This is a genomic window from Streptomyces sp. NPDC005799, assembly GCF_040630525.1.
Lineage (GTDB): Bacteria > Actinomycetota > Actinomycetes > Streptomycetales > Streptomycetaceae > Streptomyces > Streptomyces griseorubiginosus_B.
This window is the reverse complement of sequence record NZ_JBEXXQ010000089.1, coordinates 1-21,516: the sequence shown is the minus strand read 5'-3', so window position 1 is coordinate 21,516 and position 21,516 is coordinate 1. Positions and strand designations below refer to the sequence as shown.

The window sequence follows — 21,516 nt, the reverse complement described above, 5'->3', positions numbered from 1 at the left end:
CTGGCAAGCCTGGAGTGCCGGATGGGTTGTTCCAGACGTCGACCGATCGCGGCCGCCCCCTCTGCCGCTTCCTGTCAGCCCGGGACCACCGGCAGGACGATGCGGGAGGGCCGGGTGGGGTCGTGGAAGATCTGCTGGTGAGCCACTCGTGCCGTGGTCGCGCTATCCTCGGGTTCGCCGGTGTTGAGGTTACGGTCCCAGCGGGGGAAGTTGCTGGAGGTGACCTGGAGTCGTATGCGGTGTCCGGCGCGGAAGACGATGCTGGTCGACCACAGGTCCACGACGTACTCGGCAGACTCACCGGGTGTCGATTCCCGAACTCGCACGACGCCGTCGGTGACATTGCGAGAGACACCATTCTCGTCGACGTCGCACAGGCGGGCCACCCAGTCGGTCGAGGGGCCGTCGGTGGCGGCGAAGAGCACCGCCGTGACGCGGCCGGTCACCTCGACGTCCTCAGTCAGCGGGTCGGTGGTGTAGACGAGGACGTCCTCGCGCGCCTCCACGCCCGCCTGGTCGAGCGGGCCGGGACGGAAGTCGTCCGTCAGCAACAGGGCTCCGCCAGTCGTCGGCACCGGGTCCATCGGGTCGTAGGTGAACTCCTTGGGCTGCTCGGCGGCGGACGGGGGCTCAGGGGTCAAGCGTCCGTCCCCGCGAAGGTGGAAGTCCGTGTCCACGGCCCGCGAAAGGGGCCATCCGGTCTCCTCGCGCCACTGGTTGACGCCCATGATGAACAGCAGCACCCGGCCCGTGTCCGGCTCCAGTGCCTCGCCGTCGCCGATCGTGTGCTGGAACCAGTCGAGTTGGAGGCCGTTCAGGGGGCCGCGCATGCCCATGAACGCGGAGTTCGCGGCGAACCCGAAGTTGACGTCGCCGATGACGTGCTGCCGGTTGGCGTGACTCCACGGGCCCATGACCAGCGTGGCGGAGCGGCCGGCGCGGCGCATGGCGGTGAAGTTGTCGAGCGTGCCCTGGGCGAAGATGTCGTACCAGCCGCCGACCTGGTAGGTGGGCAGGTCCACCTCGTCGTGCCGGCCATAGACCCGGCAGGCCCGCGCCCACTCTGGCTCCCGCCGGGATCGCTCGTAGCCCAGTTCGGGAAGACCGTGCCGGACGAACGCGGGGAAGCGCCCGGCGGGAAGTTCGCCGTAGCCGCCGCCCGCCAGGCCGTCGAGATCCCGCACCAGTCCGCCGAGGCCGGCGACGAGCGTGGCGGGGTCGGTGCCGTGCCGCCGCATCAGCGCGTCGGCACCCATCATGAGCGTCCAGGGCGCGGTGATGCCGAGCTCGATCGCACCGCCGCGCGTCCACAGTCCGTCGTCCGGATCGGACCACGTGACCATCGGAGCGATCGCCTTCAGCTCCGGCGGCTTGGCCAGCGCCGCCATCCACTGCGTGTTGCCGAAATAGCTGGCCCCGATCATGCCGACCGAGCCGTTGGAGCCGGGCAGGGCGGCAGCCCACCGCACGGTGTCGTACCCGTCGCTCTCCTCGTGCGTCCACGGCTCCCACTCACCCTCGGAGCCGAACCGGCCACGGGTGTCCTGGAGAACGACCATGAAGCCACGCCGGGCCGCCGCCAGGGGATCGAGGACGGCGATCGCCAGGGCCATCTGCTTCCCGTACGGCAGCCTGCTCAACAGCACCGGCCACGGCCCGCTGCCGCCGGGCCGGTAGACGTCCGCCCGCAACACTGTGCCGTCACGCATCTGCGCGGGTACGTCGACATCGATCTGGATCTCCGTCATGTGCTGCTCCTTTGTTGCCACGACGCCTTGTCGAGGAGATGGTCGACCGGGCCCGCACCCCCGCGACACCCCCGATCGGGGGTGACCGCGGCGGTCTCGGGGGCGCTTACGCCACCGTGTTGACGTCGCAGACGAGGTGAACGGGCGCCTTGACCTCGGCTGGCGTGAGCGGGCCGCGATGAGGCCGACAGGGCTCATTCATGACCGCTGAACGAGCGATGCTGGGCGCTCGGCCATCGCTCACACCTCCAGCACCAACCGCTCTCCTTCCGGTGCACGCGAGACGCAGGGCAGCATGGCGCCCTCCGCACGTTCGGTGGCCGTGAGCCGACGGTCACGATGATCGACACGACCATGCGCCACCCGTACCCGGCAGGTGCCGCAGAACCCCTGGCGGCAGGAGAACGGCATGTCCGGCAGGGCCTCGTGGAGAACATCCAGGGCGGAGCGGTCGTACGGCACCGGCAGGACCCTTCCGGTGTCGCCCAGCTGAAGTTCGAAGGGGCGGCCGTTCGTAATCGGGGGCGGGGCGAAACGCTCGAAGTGCAGGGCTGAGGCGCGGCTGCCACCGAACGCGCGCCGAACGCCGTCGATCATGGGCGCGGCCCCGCAGCAGTACACCGCACCCGCCACCGGGCTCAAGCTCAGCAGATCGGCTGCTTCGGGCACACCAAACTCGTCGTCGGGACGGATGAGGACCCGGCCAGGGGCTGCGGCCGCGAGTTCGGCCAGATCTGCCGCGAAGGGCATCGAGCCGCTGTCGCGGCCGGTGTGCACGAGCCTCCAGTCCAGCCCCCGTCGGGCAGCCTCCCGGGCCATCGGCAGGGTCGGGGTGATTCCGATGCCGCCCGCGATGAGCAGGAGAGATGCTTCGGCGGCGAAGGGGAAGGCGTTCCGGGGCGCGGTGACGGTCAAGACCGCCGGACAGGCCGCGGCGAGCCCGCAAGTCGTGCGCACGGCCCGGCTCGAAGTCGTCCAGGAACTCCTCAACGACCTCCTGCCGCCTCGCCGCGACCGCCGCTGCCAACGACTCAAGAAGCCACCGAGGAACACCTTCGAAGCCAAACGCCGGGATGAGCCCCGCCCTCCCAGCCACGTCAGTTACTCACTCAAAGTCACGTGGAACCCGCGACACCCGTCCTCACCTGCGGAAACGTCCTAAATCACCCGCATTGCCTTGACGTCGGCGAACCGCGTCAGAGACCAGATCGTGCCGAACTCACCGGCGTCGTGGTGGACGACGGGGGCGTTCTCGCACATCCACTGCCGGACCTCAAAAGGGTTGCCGACTCTGTAGGTCGCGCCTTCCACAAGTGAGCTGATGTCGTATTCCACGCGGTTGCCCTCAGGTTTTCGAAGGGGCCGGAACGGCGCGATACGACATGATGAATCGCGCGAGACGGGCGATCCCTTCGACGATTTCCGGGAGCGAGAGGTAACTCACCGAAAGCCGCAGTGACTTCTCCCCGCCGCCGTCCGGATAGAAATAGGACATGGGTGTCCAGATGACTCCGAACTGCTTCGCAGAGCGGGCCAGTGCCGCTTCGTCGGCCGCGAAGGGCACAGTCACGGTCAGAAAGAACCCGCCCGAGGGCCTGTTCCAGCTGACGCCGAGCGCGGTCCGCTCCGGCAAGGGGAAGGCCGCTTCGAGCTGCTCCAATACGGTCCGCATCGCGTCGCCGTAATAAGCCGCCGTCTCCACGCCGTGCTCCGCGGCACGGCCACCGTCGGAGAGCAGCATGCCCGCGACGACGGCCTGCGTCACCGGTGACGTGTTCACCGTCACCATACTCTTGAGCTTGGCGAGTTCGTCCGCCAGCAGCACGCGCGCACCCGTCGTCTCGTCCACGACAGTCTGGTCTGCGACGGCGAAGCCGATTCGGGCTCCCGGAAAGAGGGTTTTGGCCAGCGAGCCCAGGTGCACGACCCGCCTGTCGCGGTCGAGGGACTTGAGGGTCGGCAGCCGCTCGCCGGGGCTCACCAGCCGGTAGGGGCTGTCCTCAAGGAGCAGGATGTCCTCGCGGGCCGCTAGTTCGAGCAGTTCCCGTCGCGTGGCGAGGGGCAGCGTCGCACCGGACGGGTTGGCGTGGTCGGGGACCAGGTAGAAGGCGCGGGGTCGGCGCCCACGCGCCCGCTCCCGTCGGACGACCGCCCTCAGGTCGGCGCAGCGCAGTCCCTCAGGTCCCTCGGGGACGGCGGTCACCTCGGCGTCGAGCAGCCGTGCCGCGCCGGTGGCGCCGACGTAGCAGGGGCTGGAGACGAGCAGGACGTCCTGGGGGCCCGAGATGAGGGCGCGGATCGCCAGGAGTATCGCCTCCTGGCAGCCGACGGTCACGACCACGGACTCCGCCGGGACATCGATGTCCTCGTGGTCGCGCAGCCAGTCGGCGATCACCTCGCGGATCTGGCCGGCCGTGGGACCGTACTGGAAAAGAGCAGAGCGCACCTGGTCGGGCGAGGCACCGCCGGCCTCCAGGTGGTCGAGGTAGCGGCGCAGGTTCTTGATGACGTCCTCAGTGTCGAAGAAGCCGTCGTAGGGACGGCCCGGAGCGAACGAGACCGCCGCGGGATAGCGGTCGGTGATCTCGTTGAGGAAGGTCATCGTGTCTAGCAGCGGGTCCCGCAGACTGCCGTGCAGATCCGCCTTCCGCAGGTCGTGAGCGGAGTGCGGGAGTGGACCGGAGCCGGCGCACGAGGTGCCGACGTCGGACACGTGCGGTGGCAAGGCAGGGGCCCGCGGGCCGAGCAGGGCCGCAGCCACGTCGCCGGTCGAGGACGTGCCGGTGAGGATCATCGCGTCCGCCAGCTCACTCGCCAGGATGTCCAGCACATGCTGCGCGCCGACCTCGCGCGCCACGGTCAGGCCGTGCAGGACGGGCCGTCCCACCAGCACCCCGTCGGCCCCGGACGCCAGAGCCGCCAGGATGTCGGCCCCGCGGCGCACGCCGCTGTCCAGGAGTACCGGGCAGGCGCCCGCGACCGCCGCCGCGATCTCGGGCAGCACGTCCAGGGTGGCTGGCGCGCCGTCCAGCTGCCGTCCGCCGTGGTTGGACACCACGATGCCGTCCGCTTCCGCGGACAGCGCCAGCCGTGCGTCGGACGCGGTGAGAACCCCCTTGACCAGCACCGGCAGTGAGCTGACGCCGCGCAGCCACTCGACGACCGACCAGTTGAGAGCGGGGGCGAACTCGGCGCGCGCGTGGTCGCTGGGCGAGGAGAACTCGCCGTCGGGAAGGTTGACGGGCCCGATGTCCTTGGGGAGCCGGAAACGGTTACGCAGGTCCCGGTGCCGGCTGCCCAGGATGGGGGCGTCGACGGTCAGGACCAGGGCCTCGAAGCCGGCGCTCTCGGCGCGTGCAACGAGGTCCCGCGTCAGGGAGCGGTCCCGGAAGCAGTACACCTGGAGCCACAGCGGGCCGCAGGCCGCTGCCTTGATGTCCTCGAAGGTGCGGCTCGCGAACGTGCTCACCACCAGGGGCACTCCGGCGGCCCCGGCGGCCCGCCCGGTCGCGACCTCGCCAGCCGGGTGGGCCAGCCGGTGGTAGGCCATGGGGGCGACGGCGAGAGGGGTCCGCCAGGTACGGCCCAGGACCGTGGTCGCGAGGGAGGGCCGGTCCGTGCCGGACAGCGCCCGTGGGAACAGCCGTACCCGGTCGAAGGCCGCCCGGTTGGCGGCGAGGGTGCGTTCCTCGCCGGCGCCGCCCTCGATGAAGTCCCAGACACTCCTCGGCAGCATCGTGCGGGCCTGTCCGGCGTAGTCGGTCAGGGTGAACATGTTCACGGCTGTGGCACGACCGGCAGGGGCGGTCACGAGGCGGCGAGCCGGTCGCGCTCGACAGCCTCGTACAGGGCCCGGATGTTCGCGCTGCCGAACCCTCGCGAGCCTTGACGCTGAATCAGCTCGAAGAAGAGGGTGTTGCGCTCGTACGGTGACGTGGTGAACAACTGCATCAGATGCCCCCACTCGTCGCTGTCGGCCAGCACCTGCGCGTCCCGTAGGTCCTCGATCCGGTCCGACAAGCCGGGCAGCCGCGTGTTCAGCATGTCGTAGTAGCTGTCCGGCGTGCTCAGGAAGTCCACGCCCCCGTCCCGGAACTGGCGCACCGCGGAGACGATGTCGTCGACGAGGAACGCCAGATGCTGCACTCCAGGCCCCCCGTTGCGATCAAGGAAGGCTCCGAGCTGGCCGGACTCCTTGCCAGGGTCGGGTGCGACCAGGGTGAAGGTGACGTTCTCCGACGCGCTGCGCAACACGACGGAGTCCATGGCCTGCCCGCCCAGCGTCACGTACTCGGCCGAATAGCGCGTGAAGGCGAAGGCGTCCCGGTAGAAACCGGCGTACTCGCCGAGCCGGCCGCCCTCGACACAGACCGCGATGTGGTCCAGCAGCCGGACGGTCTGCGGCGACTGCGGGACGGAGGCCGAGACGGGCACCCAGCGGCCGGTGGGCGGAGTCCGACCGGGGTCGCCCTCGGCCGCGGGCAGCAGGGTGTGCCGTACGTCCCCGAACCCCGACACGACCGGCGCGCCGCAGGGGGAACCGAGGTCGGCCGCACCGGCGGCCACCGCACGCTCGACCGCCGCTGGGACGTCATCACAGGTCAGGGCAATGTCCGCGACACCGTCCCCGTGCTTGTCCAGGAAGTTCCGCACCGCCGGTCCCGACGTCACGGCCAGCCGCAGGTCGCCCTGCCTGAGCAGGGTGGAACAGCGGTCGTCGTCCTGGGATTCCGCGACCCGCGCGAATCCCAGGCCGGCGAAGTAGTCGATCATGGACGCGTGGTCCAGAGTGTAGAGGTCGAGATACGCAATGCCGTGAACAGTCATGGTGTCTCCGACGTTGGGGATGGCTGCGCCGACCGGCGGGGCCGCGACCGCTACCGGTCGCCCTCGGCGGCCGCGCTCATGGCGCGTACGAGGCTCGCGGGACGCATGTCCGTCCACTCACGCTCGATGTAGTCCAGGCATGCGGCGCGGGGAGCCGGGCCGTGCACGGTGGTCCAGCCCGCCGGGACGTCGGCGAAAAGGGGCCAGAGCGAGTGCTGGTTCTCGTCGTTGACCAGAACGAGGAACGTGCCATCCTCGTCGTCGAAGGGGTTGTCGGCCACAGCGTTTTCCTTATCTTCCAGAGGGTGAGGTCCTTCAGGGCTTCGCGGCGCCGTCCCGTACCGGCTCGCCCGCGTTCTTCATGGCGCGCAGCGCGGCGAGTTCCTCGCGGGTGGGCGGTTCGGTGACACCCAGGTGCTCGGCGACGCGCAGGTCCCAGCCCGTCGCGGTCCGCGCTTGGTCGACCGTCACTCCGGGATGCACCTCGGTGAGGACGAGTTCCACCGTGGCCGGATCCGGCCGCAGGACGCCCAGGTCGGTGATGACGGCGACCGGCCCGGCGCCGGGCAGCCCGAACCTTTCGCGGTCACCGGGGCCCGAGCCGTGGCCGAAGGTGGTCACGAAGTCCGCCTTCGCCACGAGGTTGCGGGTGGTGTGCCGCACCACGATCAGCACACCGCCGCAGTGCGCGGCGATCTCGGGCGCGCCGCCGGCACCGGGGAGGCGTTTCTCGGGCAACTCAGGACCGCGGTCCACGACGGTGCTGTTGATGTTGGCGAACCGGTCCACCTGGGCGGCGCCCAGAAAGCCGATGTCGATGCGGCCGCCCTGTATCCAGTAGTTGAACATCTCCGGCATCGGTATCACCAGGTCCGCGGTCTCCGCGAGTTCGCCGTCGGCGATGGAGAGCGGCAGCCGGCTGGGCTTGGAGCCGATGACGCCCGACTCGTAGATCACGACGAGATCCGGATGGTACGTCCGGCGCGCGAGGTTGGCCGCCGTGCTGGGGATCCCGACGCCCGCCAGACAGGTCCTGGCCCCGGCCAGCGCTCGGGCGGCGCAGATCTCCATCAGCTCGTCCCCGGTGACGGCAAGGGTCTGCTCAGCGGTGGATGTCCCGGTCATCGAACGGTGGCCCCCTCCGTGCGCAGGATGTTCTCCTCGACCCAGCTCCCGAAGACCTCGCGGTCCCGGGACACCTCGCTCCACGCCCGGTAGTAGTCGTTGTCACGGCTGCTGTACCCGGTGGCGTACGACGGGTGGGCGCCGCCGGGGACGACCGCGACGGCGTCGATGACCCAGGCGGGCAAGGTGACTGCGCCCGGCAGCGGAGTGAGGCGGTCGACCAGTTCCTCCACCGTGACCAGTACTCGGTCGGCCGCGAGGACCGCCTCCTTCTGCACCCCGAGCACGCCCCAGAGCTGGATGTTGCCGGCCCGGTCGGCCCGCTGGGCGTGGATGACGGTGACGTCCGGGTTGAGAGCGGCGACCGCGGTCAGCTCCTCGCCGGTGAAGGGACAGACGACAGGGGCGACGGAGCCGGTACGTCCGGCGATGTCGTTGCCCCGGTAACCGCGCAGGACGGCGAACGGCAACCGTGAGGCGCCCGCGACATAGCGGTTGACCATGCCGGCGTGGCTGTGCTCGTCCAGTTCCAGCGGGCGGGGCCAGCCGTTCTCCACCGCGTCGCGGAACCGGTGCAGCGATCCCGCACCGGGACTGCCGCCCCAGGAGAAGACGAGCTTCCGGGCCGCCCCCACGCCGATGAGCTGGTCGTAGAGGAGGTCCGGGGTCATGCGCACAAGCGTGAGGTCGGTGATGCCCTGGCGGATGATCTCGTGCGCCGCGCGGAAGGGGATCAGATGCGTGAAGCCCTCCAGGGCGACGGTGTCGCCGTCGTGGATCAGCTTCGCCACGGCTTCACTCAGATCGTGGATCTCAGACAATGGTCCTCGCTCGGGAACGGTGTGGTCGAAGGAATGCCGTCGTGCTCACGCCGGATCGAGCCGGTCCGCGTGCACACGGGCCAGACCGGCGGGGGTGGGGGTGTGGAAGACGTCGCGGAGGGTGATGTTGGTGCCGAGCTGGGTCTGGGCGCGTGCGGCGAGGCGGACTGCGAGGAGGGAGTCCCCTCCGAGCGCGAAGAGGTTGTCGTCGATCCCGACGCCGGGCACGCCGAGGAGGTCGGCGAACAGGGCGCACAGGGCTTCTTCGTGGGGGGTGCGGGCCGGGCGTGAGGTGGTGAGGGTGGTGAAGTCGGGGGCGGGCAGGGCCCGCCGGTCGAGTTTCCCGTTCGGGGTCAGGGGCAGCACGTCCAGGACTACGCACACGGCGGGGACCATGTATTCGGGCAGGTGGCGGGCGGTGAACTCCCGCACCTGCGCCCCGTCCAGCACAGTGCCGGTGGTGGGGGTGAGGTAGGCGGTCAGGCGGCGGGGGCCGGCGGGCTCGTTGTGGACGGTGACCGCGGCCTGCGCGACACCGGGGTGCCGGGTCAGGACGGCCTCGATCTCGCCGGGTTCGACACGGAACCCGCGGATCTTGACCTGGTCGTCCGCACGCCGGAGGTAGTCCAGCCGCCCGTCCCGCCGTCGGCGCACAATGTCCCCCGTCCGGTACATGCGCTCACCCGGCTCGAACGGACAGGCCACAAACCGGCCGGCGGTCAGTCCCGCACGCCGGGCGTAGCCGCGGGCGAGTCCCGCGCCGACCAGGTACAGCTCGCCCGCGACACCCGGCGGGACCAGGCGCAGTGCAGAGTCCAGGACGTACAGACGGGTGTTGGCCGCGGGCATCCCGATCGGAACCGGACCCTCCGGAGTGACGTCACGGCAGGCGGTCACATCGACGGACGCCTCCGTGGGGCCGTAGAGGTTGTGGACCGGCACGTCCAGCACAGCGGTCAGCTGGGCCACCGCGGACGCCGGCAGGACTTCCCCGCTGCACATCACCCACCGCAGACTCGTACAGCGGGCGGCCGCCGGTTCCTGGGTGAAGACCTCCAGCATCGACGGCACGAAATGCGTCCCCGTGACGTCCTCGGCGGTGATCAGCTCGGCGATGTACCGGGCGTCGCCCTGCCCGCCGGGCGGCGCGAGGACCACCGCCGCACCCGCCGCCAGCGGCCACAGCAGCTCCCGCACCGACACGTCGAACGTCACCGGTGTCTTGTGCAGTAGCCGGTCCCCCACGCCGATGCCGTGCTCGGCCTGCAGCCACGACACATAGTTCACGACCCCCCGGTGCGGAACCACCACACCCTTCGGCCGCCCCGTCGATCCCGACGTATAGATCACGTACGCCGGATGCTCCGGCCGAAGCCCAACGACAACGTCCAGGTCTGCTGCCAGCTGTCCGGCGATTTCGGCGGCGGCAGCACCGTCCAGTGCCACCACCTCCACCCCCGCCACCACCGACAGTTTGTCCGCCACACCGGTCGTGGTCAGCACCAGTGCAGGACGGGTGTCCTCCAGCATGAACACCGTCCGCTCCACCGGGTACGCCAGATCCAGCGGCAGATACGCCGCCCCCACCTTCAACACCCCCACAATCGCCACCACCATCTCCACACCCCGGGGGACGGCCACCGCGACCACACCCTCCGGACCCACACCCCGCCCCCGCAGCCAGTCGGCCAGCCACCCGGCCCGCGCGTCCAACTCTCGGTAAGTCAGCGGTCCTTCGTCCTCGTCCGGACTCACCACCGCCACCGCGTCCGGTACCGCCGCCACCCGCGCCTGCCACAACTCCACCCAACTCCCCGCCACCACCCCACACTCCGTGTCGTTCCACTCCTCAAACCGCTCCCGCTCACCCCCCACCAGCAGATCCACCGCACCCACCCGCACTCCCGGATCAGCCACCACCTGCTCCAACACCCGCAAAAACCGCTCCTGATGCCCCACCACACCCACCCCATCCCACAACTCGGGATTGGCGAGGAACGACACCAGCATCCGGTCGCCGCTGACGCAGAAACCCGTCATCAGGTCGACCGGGCAGGCGAAGAAGATCTCCCGCTTCGTGCGATAGCCGTCGAAGTCCAGGTCGCCGCCGGAGATAATGTTCACGGTGACGCCCGGTACTTCCTGGCCCGCCGAGGTCATGCCGATCTCGCGTACGAGGTGCTCGTTGCGGAAGCGCTGATGCCGCATCACCCGGCGCACCTCCTCCGCGGCCTGCCGGGCGAGCGCGGTGAACGGCGCCTGGCTGTCGACGTGGAGCCGCAGGGGCAGGATGTTCGACATCACGCCCGGAGTGGCCTCGGCGACGGGACCCACTCGGGCACTCACCGGCAGGTTCACCACGACGTCCGCCGTGCCGTTCATCGCGCCGACATACGCCGCCATCGCCGCGATGATCACGGCGGAGCGCCGCACCCCGGCCGCGTCGGCCGCGCGGTTCAGCCCGGCCAGCTCGATACTCACCTGGTCGGCGCGCACACAACCGCGGGTCACCTCGGCCGAGTTCCAGCCGACGCCGGGCCCGCCGGTCAGCAGGGACGGGCTAAGGCCCTCCTCGGCCCGCTCCAGCCAGAACCGCCGGTCGGCGACGTAGTCGGCGGACTCCTGGTACGCCAGCTCCGCGTCGACTAAGCCGGCGAGGGAGCCGTATCCGGGGTCCGGCACCGCCTCGCCGCGCACCAGGGCGCGGTAGACCTCCGCGACCCGCTGTTCGATGAGGGAAAACGCCGCGATGTCACCCATGATCTGGTGGTACTGCTGATGCCACCGGAAATGGTCCGGGCCGAGGGCGAGCAGCGCGTAGTGGAACAGCGGCCCCCGGGCGGTGGGGTAGGCGCGGTTCCAGTGGGTGTCGACCCAGGCGTCGGCCGCCGCGCGCGGATCGTCCGCGCCGGAGAGGTCGACGACCGTCAGTTCCCATGCGAGCGACGGATCCGCCACCTGCCGCACCAGCGGGCCGTCGGAGACGAAGCACGTGTGCAAGGAGTCCGTCTCCGAGACCACCCGCCGTAGCGCGGCCTCGAACGCCGACAGCTGCAGAGGGCCGAATATCTCCCGCTCCACCGACGCGATTCGGGGATTTCCCAGGATCTGCAGCGAGAGCCAGATCTCCAGTTGCGCGGCGGTTAGGGGCAAGGCGGTGTGCTTGTCCAGCTCAGGCATGGCACCTCGTCTCTTTCGCGTGCCTACCGGACCGACACTGGCATGGGCGGTCGGCACCGCACATCACCCACATGAATAGTCGGCGACCACTACCAAGTCTGGTGATGCGGCGGTGCACCGGCCGACCCTAGACTGACGAAATCCCAGCACAGCGGGCATGCCGCAGGGTCGCTTTCCACAAGTGAGAAACGAGTGGTTGTGCAGGAAATAGTCAGTGCTGCTCTCTCCGATAACGCGACAGCCGCCGATTTCGCCGGAACCCGAATTCCGGAGAGTTATCGGGGAGCTGTCGTCCGTAAATCCGATACCGATGCTTTCGAGGGAATGGCGACGGCCGACAAGGATCCGCGCAAGACCCTTCACATACGGGACGTGCCGACGCCCGAACCCGGTCTGGGCGAGGTGCTGGTCGCGGTCATGGCCAGCTCGGTGAACTACAACACCGTGTGGTCCTCGATCTTCGAACCGCTGCCGACCTTCCGCTTTCTGGAGCGCTACGGCAGGCTCAACGACCAAGCCCGCCGGCACGATCTGCCGTACCACGTCATCGGTTCCGATCTCGCCGGTGTGGTCCTGCGCACCGGTCCGGGGGTCAACTCCTGGGCGCCCGGCAACCGGGTGGTCGCGCACTGCCTGTCCGTCGAACTGGAGAGCGCCGAGGGGCACGGGGACACCCTGCTCGATCCGGAACAGAGGATCTGGGGCTTCGAGACGAACTTCGGGGGCCTGGCCGAACTGGCCCTGGTGAAGGCGAACCAGCTGATGCCGAAGGCACGCCACCTGAGCTGGGAGGAGGCCGCCTCACCCGGTCTGGTCAACTCCACCGCCTACCGGCAACTGGTCTCCCGCAACGGCGCCGGGATGAAACAGGGCGACAACGTCCTCATCTGGGGCGCAAGCGGCGGACTCGGCTCCTTCGCAACCCAGCTCGCGCTGGCCGGCGGCGCCTTCCCGGTGTGCGTGGTCTCCTCCCCGGACAAGGCGGAGATTTGCCGCGCGATGGGCGCCGAGGCGGTCATCGACCGAGGCGCCGAGGGCTACCGGTTCTGGAAGGACGAGCACACTCAGGACCCGAAAGAGTGGCGGCGCTTCGGCACGCGCATCCGCGAACTGACAGGTGGTGAGGACATCGACATCGTCTTCGAGCACCCAGGACGTGAGACGTTCGGGGCCAGTGTGTACGTCGCCCGGAAGGGCGGCACGATCGTCACCTGCGCCTCGACCTCCGGCTACACCCACGAGTACGACAACCGCTACCTGTGGATGTCGCTGAAACGGATCGTCGGCTCGCACTTCGCCAACTACCGGGAGGCATGGGAGGCCAACCGCATGGTGTGCAAGGGCAGGATCCACCCCACCCTGTCGAAGGTGTTCCCGCTGCCGGAAGTCGGCGAGGCTGTGCACGAGGTCCACCGCAATCTGCACCAGGGCAAGGTGGGCGTGCTGTGCCTGGCGCCGCGCGAAGGACTCGGTGTCACCGACGCGGAACTGCGCGCCCGGCATCTGGCCGCCATCAACCGCTTCCGCTGACAGCGGGCCAGCTGAGCGAGGACAGCGAAGCACCTCCCACCGTCAACCTCCCTGAGGCCAGACCTCATGAAACCGCCGAGCGCGCAGGTGGCGGCTCTCCTTCTCCTTTTCTCGCCCCGCCGGCCGCGACCGCCCGCGAAGCGACCGGATCCTCATCGGAAGAGACATGGTGACATGCCCGATCGCAAGAAGCGTTCCGCCCTGCCCCTGACGGCCGCACAACTGGAGATCTGGCTCTCGGCGCAGATCCGCGGAGTCGACCCCGTCTTCTCGATGCAACGCGAAATCTTCGGGCCGGTGGATCCGCTGCTGTTCACCAAGGCGTTGCGGCAGGTCGTCGTGGAGACGGACGCCCTGCACACCCGCTTCGTGGCCGAGGGCGGGCAGGTACGGCAGATCCCGGATCCGTCGGTGGAGTGGGAGCCGGCCGTCCTCGACCTCTCCGCCGAGGCTGATCCGCGCGCGGCGGCCGACGAGTGGATCGACGGCCACTGGGAGCGGTCGTACGACATCACCCGCGGCCCGCTCTTCGCCCATGTGCTGTTCCGGCTGGCCCCGGACCGCTTCCTTTGGCACCAGCAGTACCACCACCTGATCAGCGACGCCTACGGGGCGTCGTTGGTCGAGCGGCGGTTGGCGGAGCTCTACCGGCGGCTGACCCGCGGGGAGCCCGCCGGGCCCCCGGCCTACGGCTCGGTCGCCGACCTGGTCGCGGAGGAGAGCGCCTACCTCGGCTCCGAGGCGTTCGCGACCGACCGCGCCTACTGGCTCGACCGGGCGGCTGGCGGCCTGGTCCCATCCAGCCTCGAACCCGAGGACGGCGCGCAGCCGGACCCACAGGGGCCCGACGTCGTGCGCGGCAGCCTGCGCACCACGCACACGACGATCGACGTGGCCGAGCTCCACCGCGTCGCCGACGCGACCGGGGTACGACGCTCCGCGGTGCTCTTCGCCGCCGTGGCTGCCTACGTCAGCGTCGTCACCGGCGAGGCCGAGGTGGTCGTCAACCTGCCCACGGGCGCCCGTACCGGACCCGTGGGCCGGACCACGCCCGGGGTGATGGCAAACGTCCTGCCGGTGCGGGTCCGCGTCGACCGGGCGGAGTCCTTCGCCGGGCTCGCCCGGCGGGTCGCGGAACTGATCAGGGAGGCCGTCGGGCACCAGCGCTTCCGGAGCGAGTTCCTGGCCCGTGAGGCGGAGGCGGACCCGGGGTCGGCACTGCCCGGCCGGGTGCGGCAGGGCGTGCTGGTCAACATCATCGCCGCGGGAGGGGACCTGGAGTTCGCGGGCCACCGTACTGAGCGTGAGATCACCTTCGCCTGCCCCGAGGACCTGTCGATGCGGTTCAGCGCCGTCGACGGCGACCGGATGGTGTTCCTCCTCGGCGGGAACCCCGAGATCTGGAACCGGGCGGCCCTGACGACCCATCAGGAGCATTTCCTACGCTTGCTGGAGCAGGTGGTCGCCGACCACGAGGTTCGTGTCGGAGCGCTCGAACTGCTGTCGGAGAGCGAGCGCCGGCGGTTGCTGGCCCAGGGGCACGACACCGCCTTCGAAGCCGTGGACAGCGATGCGGTGACGCTCTTCCAGGCCCAGGTGGCGCGCACCCCGCACGCGACGGCCGTGGTTAGCCCAGGTGAGGCCGACGAGGACGGCCGGACTCTGACGTACCAGGAGCTGAACGAGCGGGCCAACCGCCTCGCCCACTGGCTGATCGCCCAGGGCGCGGGCCCGGAGGACGTGGTGGCGCTCGCCGTTCCGCGTGGCCCGGGGGCGGTCGTCGCGATCCTCGCGGTCCTGAAGGCGGGCGCCGCCTATGTGCCCCTGGACACCGACCACCTAGCCGACCGGCTCACCCAAATGCTGGACGACGCCAGCCCCGGCCTGGTCCTGACCACCGTCACGCTACGGGACACGCTCCCAGACGCGGGCGGGGCGGCCGTCGTCGCGCTGGACGACCCTGCCTTCACTGCCACACTCGCCGGACGTTCCGACGCGGATCCCGCCGACGGCGACCGAGTCCGGCCGCTACTCGCCACCCACCCCGCCTATGTCATCTACACCTCAGGCTCCACCGGGCGGCCCAAAGGCGTGGTGGTGCCGCATCGGAACGTGGGCCGTCTCTTCGACTCCAGCCGGAGGTGGTTCGACATAGGACAGGATGACGTCTGGACACTGTTCCACTCCTACGCCTTCGACTTCTCGGTGTGGGAGCTGTGGGGGGCACTGCTGCACGGTGGCACCCTGGTGGTCGTCCCCTTCGACGTCAGCCGTGATCCGGCCCGCTTCCTGCGGCTGCTCGCAAGGGAACGGGTCACGGTACTCAGCCAGACGCCCTCGGCGTTCGGGGAACTGCTGCGGGCACAGGCGTGCTTGACGGACGGCCCGGCACTGTCCCTACGGTACGTGGTGTTCGGCGGCGAGGCACTCGACTTCGCCCATGTGCGAGAGTGGTACCGGCGCCGGCCGCAGGACTCCACGCTCCTGGTGAACATGTACGGCATAACCGAGACGACCGTGCACGTCACCGCACTGCCGTTGCCGAGCGACCGGGCGGACGACTTGCGGGCCGGGGCTATCGGCGGCCCCCTCTCCGACCTTCGGGTACATGTCCTCGACGCGGCGCTGCGGTTGGTGCCGGAGGGGGTGGCGGGTGAACTGTATGTGGCAGGTGCGGGTCTGGCGCGGGGGTATGCGGGCCGTCCGGGTCTGAGCGCAGGCCGGTTCGTGGCTTGTCCGTTCGATGTGCCCGGTGAGCGGATGTACCGCACCGGGGACGTGGTGCGGTGGGGGGCCGACGGCCAGTTGGAGTACCTGGGGCGTGCGGACGAGCAGGTCAAGATCCGTGGCTTCCGTGTCGAACCCGGCGAAATCGAGGCCGCGTTGCTGTGCCACCCGGAGGTCGCGCAGGCTGCGGTGACGGTCCATCAGGACTGCGCCGGAATAAGGCGGTTGGTCGCCTACCTCGTCCCCGGCGGCCCCGGCGCCGCCCCTGACCCGGCGGCCGTACGGGAGTTCGTCGCACGCCGACTGCCCGAGTACATGGTGCCCGCAGTGTGCGTGATGCTCCCCGAGCTGCCCCTGTCATCGAACGGGAAGTTGGACCGACGGGCGCTGCCCGCACCCGACCTCACGTCGCCGACCACGTTACGCCCGGCCCGTACCCCGCAGGAGGAAGCGCTGTGCGCCCTGTTCACCGACCTCCTCGGTCTGCCGGGAGTCGGGGTCGACGACGACTTCTTCGCCCTCGGTGGCGACTCTCTGCTCGCCATGCGCCTCGCGGCCGACGTCCGCTCGGTGCTCGGCGCCGACATCTCCGTACGAGACGTCTTCGAGGCCCCCACCCCGGCCAGCCTGGTCAGGGTGACCGGCCGGGGTCTTCCGGCCCGCCCGCCGCTAGTGGCGGTGGCGCGGCCGGAACGGACACCGCTGTCGTTCGCGCAGAACCGCCTGTGGTTCCTGGACAACCTCGAGGGCTCCGGCAACGCGTACCACCTCCCGCTCGCCGTGCGGCTGAAGGGCGAGCTGAGCCCGGCGGCCCTGGAGGCCGCGCTCGCCGACGTGACGGACCGGCACGAGATCCTCCGGACGGTGTTCCCCGACGACGGCGGCAATCCCTGGCAGCGGTTCCTTCCGGCGGACCGGGCACGTCCACGACTGACGGTCTCGGACGTGGACACCGATGCCGTCGGGCAGCTCCTGGCCGACGAGGTCGCGCGACCCTTCGACCTCGCTCGGGAAATCCCCCTGCGGGCGCGCCTGCTGCGGACCGCCGCCGACGAGCACGTCCTGCTGATCCTGCTGCACCACATCGCCGCGGACGGCTGGTCCATGGGCGTCCTGATCCGTGAGCTCGACACGGCCTACCGGGCACGCCTTGAGGGAAGCGCGCCGCGGTGGCAGCCGCTGCCGGTCCAGTACGCGGACTACACCCTGTGGCAGCACGGGCTTCTCGGCTCTCGGGCGGAGGAAGGCGCGGACGTCGCCGGGCCCGGACAGGAACAGGCGAACTTCTGGCGGCGTGCCCTGGCCGGGGCCCCCGAGTGCATCGATCTGCCCTGCGACCGGGCACGTCCCGCCACGGCCGGACGGGACGGGGCGGTGCTGGAGCTGCACTGGCCGCCCGCGCTGCACCAGGGGATCACGGCACTCGCCCGCGAGAGCGGCGCCAGCGTCTTCATGGTGCTGCAGGCCGCGCTCGCAGCCGTCCTGACCCGGCTCGGCGCGGGTGAGGACATCGTGCTGGGCGCGCCCGTCGCCGGGCGGGGTCACGACGCTCTCGACGGGCTCATCGGGTTCTTCGTCAACACGCTCGCCCTGCGCACCGACACCAGCGGCAACCCCGCCTTCCGCGATCTGCTGCGCCGCGTCCGCGACGCTGACCTCGACGCCTACGCCCACCAGGACCTGCCCTTCGAGCGCCTCGTCGACCTGCTCAGTCCCACCCGCAGCCTCGCCCACCACCCGGTCTTCCAGGTGATGCTGGCCGTCGACAATACGTCCCGCCCGCCGTTGTCCTTCCCCGGAGTCGAGGCCCGGTACGAGAACGTCTTCCCCACCGAGGCCAAGTTCGACCTGTCCTTCAACTTCGCCGAGACCCGTGACGGCGACGGCCGCGGTGCGCCCGCCGGGATCCGGGGAACGCTGCACTACCGTACGGACCTGTTCGAGGAGTCCACGGCGAGGGCGTTCGCCGACCGCCTGGAGCGCTTCCTGGGCCAGGTCGTGGTCAATCCAGGCACCCGGCTCGCGGCAGCCGAGCTTCTCGGCGCCGACGAACTGCGCCTCCTGGACGGCTGGAATGACTCCGCGTATCCGATACCGGACGCCGACTGGACCCAGCTCTTCGAGGAGCGGGCGGCCGGGACCCCGGACGCGGTGGCCCTGGTGAGCCCTGACGAAGGCGGCGCCCCGGTGTCGTACCGGGTGCTGAACGAGGAGGCCAACCGGCTCGCCCACTGGCTGCTGCGCCGTGGCGCGGGCCCAGAGGACGTCGTCGCCGTCGCCGTGCCGCGCGGGGTGCGCATGGTGGTCGCGATCCTCGCCGTGCTCAAGGCGGGCGCCGCCTATCTGCCGGTTGACCCCGACCATCCCGCCGAGCGCGTGGCCTACCTGCTGCGGGACGGACGTCCCGAGCTCGTGCTCGCCACCGCAGGCACCGCAGGGAGGCTCCCGGCCGTCGACGGGGTGACCGTCGCGGCCGTCGACGCCCCGGACGTCGTCCGGGAGCTGAGCGCGCTGCCGGTCACCGATCCCACCGCCGGGGACCGGCAGCGTCCGCTACTGCCGGCCCACCCCGCCTATGTCGTCCACACCTCGGGTTCGACCGGCCGTCCCAAGGGCGTGGTGATCCACCGCCGGGGGCTGGTCGACTTCACGCAGTGGCTGCAGCGGGAGTACCGGCTGGCGCCCGACGACCGGATGCTCCACAAGTCGCCGGTCACCTTCGACGCCTCGGTGATCGAACTGCTGTGGCCGCTGACGACGGGCGCCGCCGTCGTGCTGGCGAGGCCCGGCAGCCAGCAGGAGCCGCGGTACATCGCGCAGGTCATCGCCGCCGAGGCCGTCTCCGCCGTGCATTTCGTGCCGTCGATGCTGGAGGTCTTCACGCAGGAGCCCGCCGCCGCGCGCTGCACGGGGCTGAAGTGGGTGATGTGCGGCGGCGAGCCACTGCCCGCGGCGACCGTCACCGCCGCGACCGAACTGCTGGGGACGCCGGTCCACAACACCTACGGGCCCACCGAGACCACCGTCTTCGTCTCCGCCTGCCAGGCGCTGCCGGGCGAGGCGGTGACCGTCGGCCGGCCCCTGTCCAACACCCGCCTGTACGTGCTGGACCCGGCGCTGCGACCGGTACCGCCAGGGGTCGCGGGGGAGTTGTACGTCGCCGCCGAGGGGCTCGCGCGCGGCTACGCCGGCCGCGCCGCGCTGACCTCCGAGCGCTTCGTGGCCTGCCCGTTCGGCTCCGGGGAGCGCATGTACCGGACCGGGGACGTGGTGCGCCGGCGCGGCGACGGGCAGCTGGAGCACCTGGGACGGACGGACGAGCAGGTCAAGATCCGCGGGGTGCGCATCGAGCCGGGCGAGGTCGAGGCCGCCCTGCTGCGCCACGAGGCCGTCGGCCAGGCGGCCGTGACAGTGCACGTGGACTCCGTGGGCACCAAGCGGCTGGTCGGCTACCTCGTGCCCGCCGCCCCCGCTCCCGGCGGGGCGCCCGACGCGCTGGACGTGGCGGAGGTCCGGCGGTTCGTCGCGGGACTGCTGCCGGACTCTCTGGTGCCCGCCCTGTGCGTCGCGCTCGCCGAACTGCCGCTGTCGCCGAACGGGAAGCTGGACCGGCGGGCGCTGCCCGCGCCGGACTTCACGACACCGGGCGGCCGCGAACCGCGAACCCCGCGCGAGAAGGTGCTGTGCGGGCTGTTCGCCGACCTCCTCGCCCTGCCCCGCGTCGGCGTCGACGACGACTTCTTCACCGCCGGCGGGGACAGCATCCTGTCGATCCAGCTTGTCAGCAGGGCTCGGGCACAGAGCCTGGCGATCTCGGTGCGGGACGTCTTCGAGCACAAGACACCGGCCCGGCTGGCCGCCGTGGCCGCGGACGAGGAGGAGCACGCCGGTAGCGCCGACGACGGGACCGGAGCGGTGCCGCTGACCGCCGTCATGCACGAGCGTGTGCACCGCGGCGGCCCCGTCGAGGAGTTCAACCAGACCCTGTTGCTGGTGGTCCCGCCGGACGCGGACGAGGCCCGCCTCACAGCGGCGCTGGGGCTGCTGCTCGACCATCACGACACCCTGCGACTGCGGATCACCAGCGCGCCGTCGCAGCCCTGGGAACTGTACATTGCGCCGCGCGGCTCGGTCGACCCCGCGGCGGCCCTCACCCGCGTCGACGTCACCGGCCCGCACGACGGGGTCCAGGCCACTTCCTCGGGCCCCTGGAGCGAGGAGCGGCAGAGGGTCGTCCGGGCCGAGGCCGAGGCCGCGCGCGGACGTCTGGACCCTTACTCCGGCCGTGTCGTCCAGGCCGTCTGGTTCGACGCCGGTCCGAGTGAGCCGGGTCGGCTGCTGCTGGTGATCCACCACCTCGCCGTCGACGCCGTGTCCTGGGGCGTGCTCCTGCCGGACCTGGCCCGCGCCTGGGACTTGGCCGCCGACGCTGACGGTGTCCGGCCGCTCGACCGGGTCGCCACCTCCTTTCGCACCTGGGCCCGCGCGCTCACGGCCGAGGCCGGCCGGCCCGAGCGGACCGCCGAACTCCCGCACTGGCGCGCCGTCCTGAGCGACGTCGAACCCTTGCCGGGCGCGAGGGAGGCGGGTAAGGGCGCGGCGTCCTCCGTCACGATGACCGTGCCGCGCGAGGAGACGCTCCCGCTGCTCACCGACATACCGACGGCCTTCCGCGCCACCGTCGAGGAGATCCTGCTCACCGCCCTGACCATGGCGTTCCAGCGCTGGCGCGGGCCGCGCGCGGGCGGGGGCGGTCCGCTGTTCGTCGGGCTGGAGAGCCACGGCCGGCAGGCCGTCGACAGCATGCCGCGCTCCATCGACCTCTCCCGCACGGTCGGCTGGTTCACCGTGTGCCGCCCGGTCCGGCTCGACCTCGGCCCGCTGGACGCCACGCGGGACGTCACCGAGGGCACAGCGGTCGGCCAGGCCGTCAAACACGTCAAGGCACTGGTGCGCCGGGCCCCCGACAAGGGACTCGGCTACGGACTGCTGCGCTACCTCAACCCCAGCACCGCCGCGAGCCTCGCCGAACTGCCCCACCCGCAGATCACGTTCAACTATCTGGGCCGCGTCACCAAGGCCGCCGGTGCGACCGTCATGTGGACCCGCGCCCCGGAGGCGCACGGCCTCGCGGCCGAGTCGTCCAGGGCGACCGCGAGCGGCGGCATCGAGATCAACACCGTCGCCTACGAGGACGGCGGCGGGCCCGTGCTCCAGGCCACGCTGTCCGCTCCCGGCGGCACGCTCGCAGCCGAGGACGTCGGCCGCCTGGCCGCCCTGTGGCGGACCGCGCTCACCATGGTCGCCACCAGCGCGAGCCACCCCGAGGCCGACGGCCGGACCCCGTCCGACATGCCGCTCGTCTCGCTCGACCAGCAGCAGATCGACGATCTCGAAAACATCTGGCGCGCGCTGAACTCCAGGAACTGACGGCGCCTGCGCACCGTTCCTAAACAGTGTGCAAGGGGTGACATTTGCTGTCAGCTCCTGGAACTGCGCGCGTCCCGAACGGTGTTGGATGCGCTGGTCTCCCGCGTTCGCTGTGTCCTCGTCCGGCT

Annotated in this window: 11 protein-coding genes; 2 read left to right on the top strand and 9 right to left on the bottom strand. The window is 70.8% G+C overall.

The features are described 5' to 3' along the window. Positions 1 to 74: 74 nt before the first annotated feature. The 9 genes from ABZ453_RS47540 to ABZ453_RS47500 all read right to left on the bottom strand — a co-directional run bounded on the left by ABZ453_RS47540 (position 75) and on the right by ABZ453_RS47500 (position 11,701). Positions 75 to 1,748, bottom strand: coding sequence for a CocE/NonD family hydrolase (locus ABZ453_RS47540; RefSeq protein ID WP_359025781.1), 1,674 nt, complete (start codon positions 1,746 to 1,748; stop codon positions 75 to 77). A gap of 240 nt (positions 1,749 to 1,988) precedes the next feature. Further along, positions 1,989 to 2,663, bottom strand: a complete 675-nt coding sequence (locus ABZ453_RS47535) for an iron-sulfur cluster-binding domain-containing protein (RefSeq protein ID WP_359025779.1) — start codon at positions 2,661 to 2,663, stop codon at positions 1,989 to 1,991. Positions 2,664 to 2,906: 243 nt separating this feature from the next. Next, the gene (locus ABZ453_RS47530; protein WP_359025777.1) at positions 2,907 to 3,083 is read right to left on the bottom strand and encodes a hypothetical protein; all 177 of its coding nucleotides are present in this window, start codon (positions 3,081 to 3,083) and stop codon (positions 2,907 to 2,909) included. Between the two features lie 10 nt (positions 3,084 to 3,093). Next, positions 3,094 to 5,523 (bottom strand): aminotransferase class I/II-fold pyridoxal phosphate-dependent enzyme, encoded by a 2,430-nt coding sequence (locus ABZ453_RS47525; RefSeq protein WP_359025775.1) that lies wholly within the window; start codon positions 5,521 to 5,523, stop codon positions 3,094 to 3,096. A 32-nt stretch (positions 5,524 to 5,555) separates the two neighbouring features. Continuing rightward, complete coding sequence (gene hppD, locus ABZ453_RS47520) at positions 5,556 to 6,575, bottom strand: 4-hydroxyphenylpyruvate dioxygenase (RefSeq protein ID WP_359025773.1); 1,020 nt, start codon at positions 6,573 to 6,575, stop codon at positions 5,556 to 5,558. A 50-nt stretch (positions 6,576 to 6,625) separates the two neighbouring features. Next, entirely contained in the window at positions 6,626 to 6,856 is a 231-nt protein-coding gene (locus tag ABZ453_RS47515) for an MbtH family protein (protein ID WP_359025771.1), read from the bottom strand. Positions 6,857 to 6,890: 34 nt separating this feature from the next. Further along, positions 6,891 to 7,700 (bottom strand): CoA-transferase, encoded by an 810-nt coding sequence (locus ABZ453_RS47510; protein ID WP_359025769.1) that lies wholly within the window; start codon positions 7,698 to 7,700, stop codon positions 6,891 to 6,893. Continuing rightward, on the bottom strand, positions 7,697 to 8,521 hold the full coding sequence (locus tag ABZ453_RS47505; protein WP_359025767.1) for a CoA-transferase: 825 nt from the start codon (positions 8,519 to 8,521) through the stop codon (positions 7,697 to 7,699). The genes ABZ453_RS47510 and ABZ453_RS47505 overlap by 4 nt, the downstream gene beginning before the upstream one ends. A 45-nt stretch (positions 8,522 to 8,566) precedes the next feature. Then, entirely contained in the window at positions 8,567 to 11,701 is a 3,135-nt protein-coding gene (locus ABZ453_RS47500; protein ID WP_359025765.1) for an amino acid adenylation domain-containing protein, read from the bottom strand. A gap of 198 nt (positions 11,702 to 11,899) precedes the next feature. Between ABZ453_RS47500 and ccrA the strand changes: the two genes are divergently transcribed. Further along, positions 11,900 to 13,231: a crotonyl-CoA carboxylase/reductase gene (gene ccrA, locus ABZ453_RS47495; RefSeq protein WP_359025763.1), complete on the top strand. Its 1,332-nt coding sequence runs from the start codon at positions 11,900 to 11,902 to the stop codon at positions 13,229 to 13,231. A gap of 174 nt (positions 13,232 to 13,405) precedes the next feature. Beyond that, on the top strand, positions 13,406 to 21,388 hold the full coding sequence (locus tag ABZ453_RS47490) for an amino acid adenylation domain-containing protein (protein WP_359025761.1): 7,983 nt from the start codon (positions 13,406 to 13,408) through the stop codon (positions 21,386 to 21,388). Positions 21,389 to 21,516 lie beyond the last annotated feature (128 nt).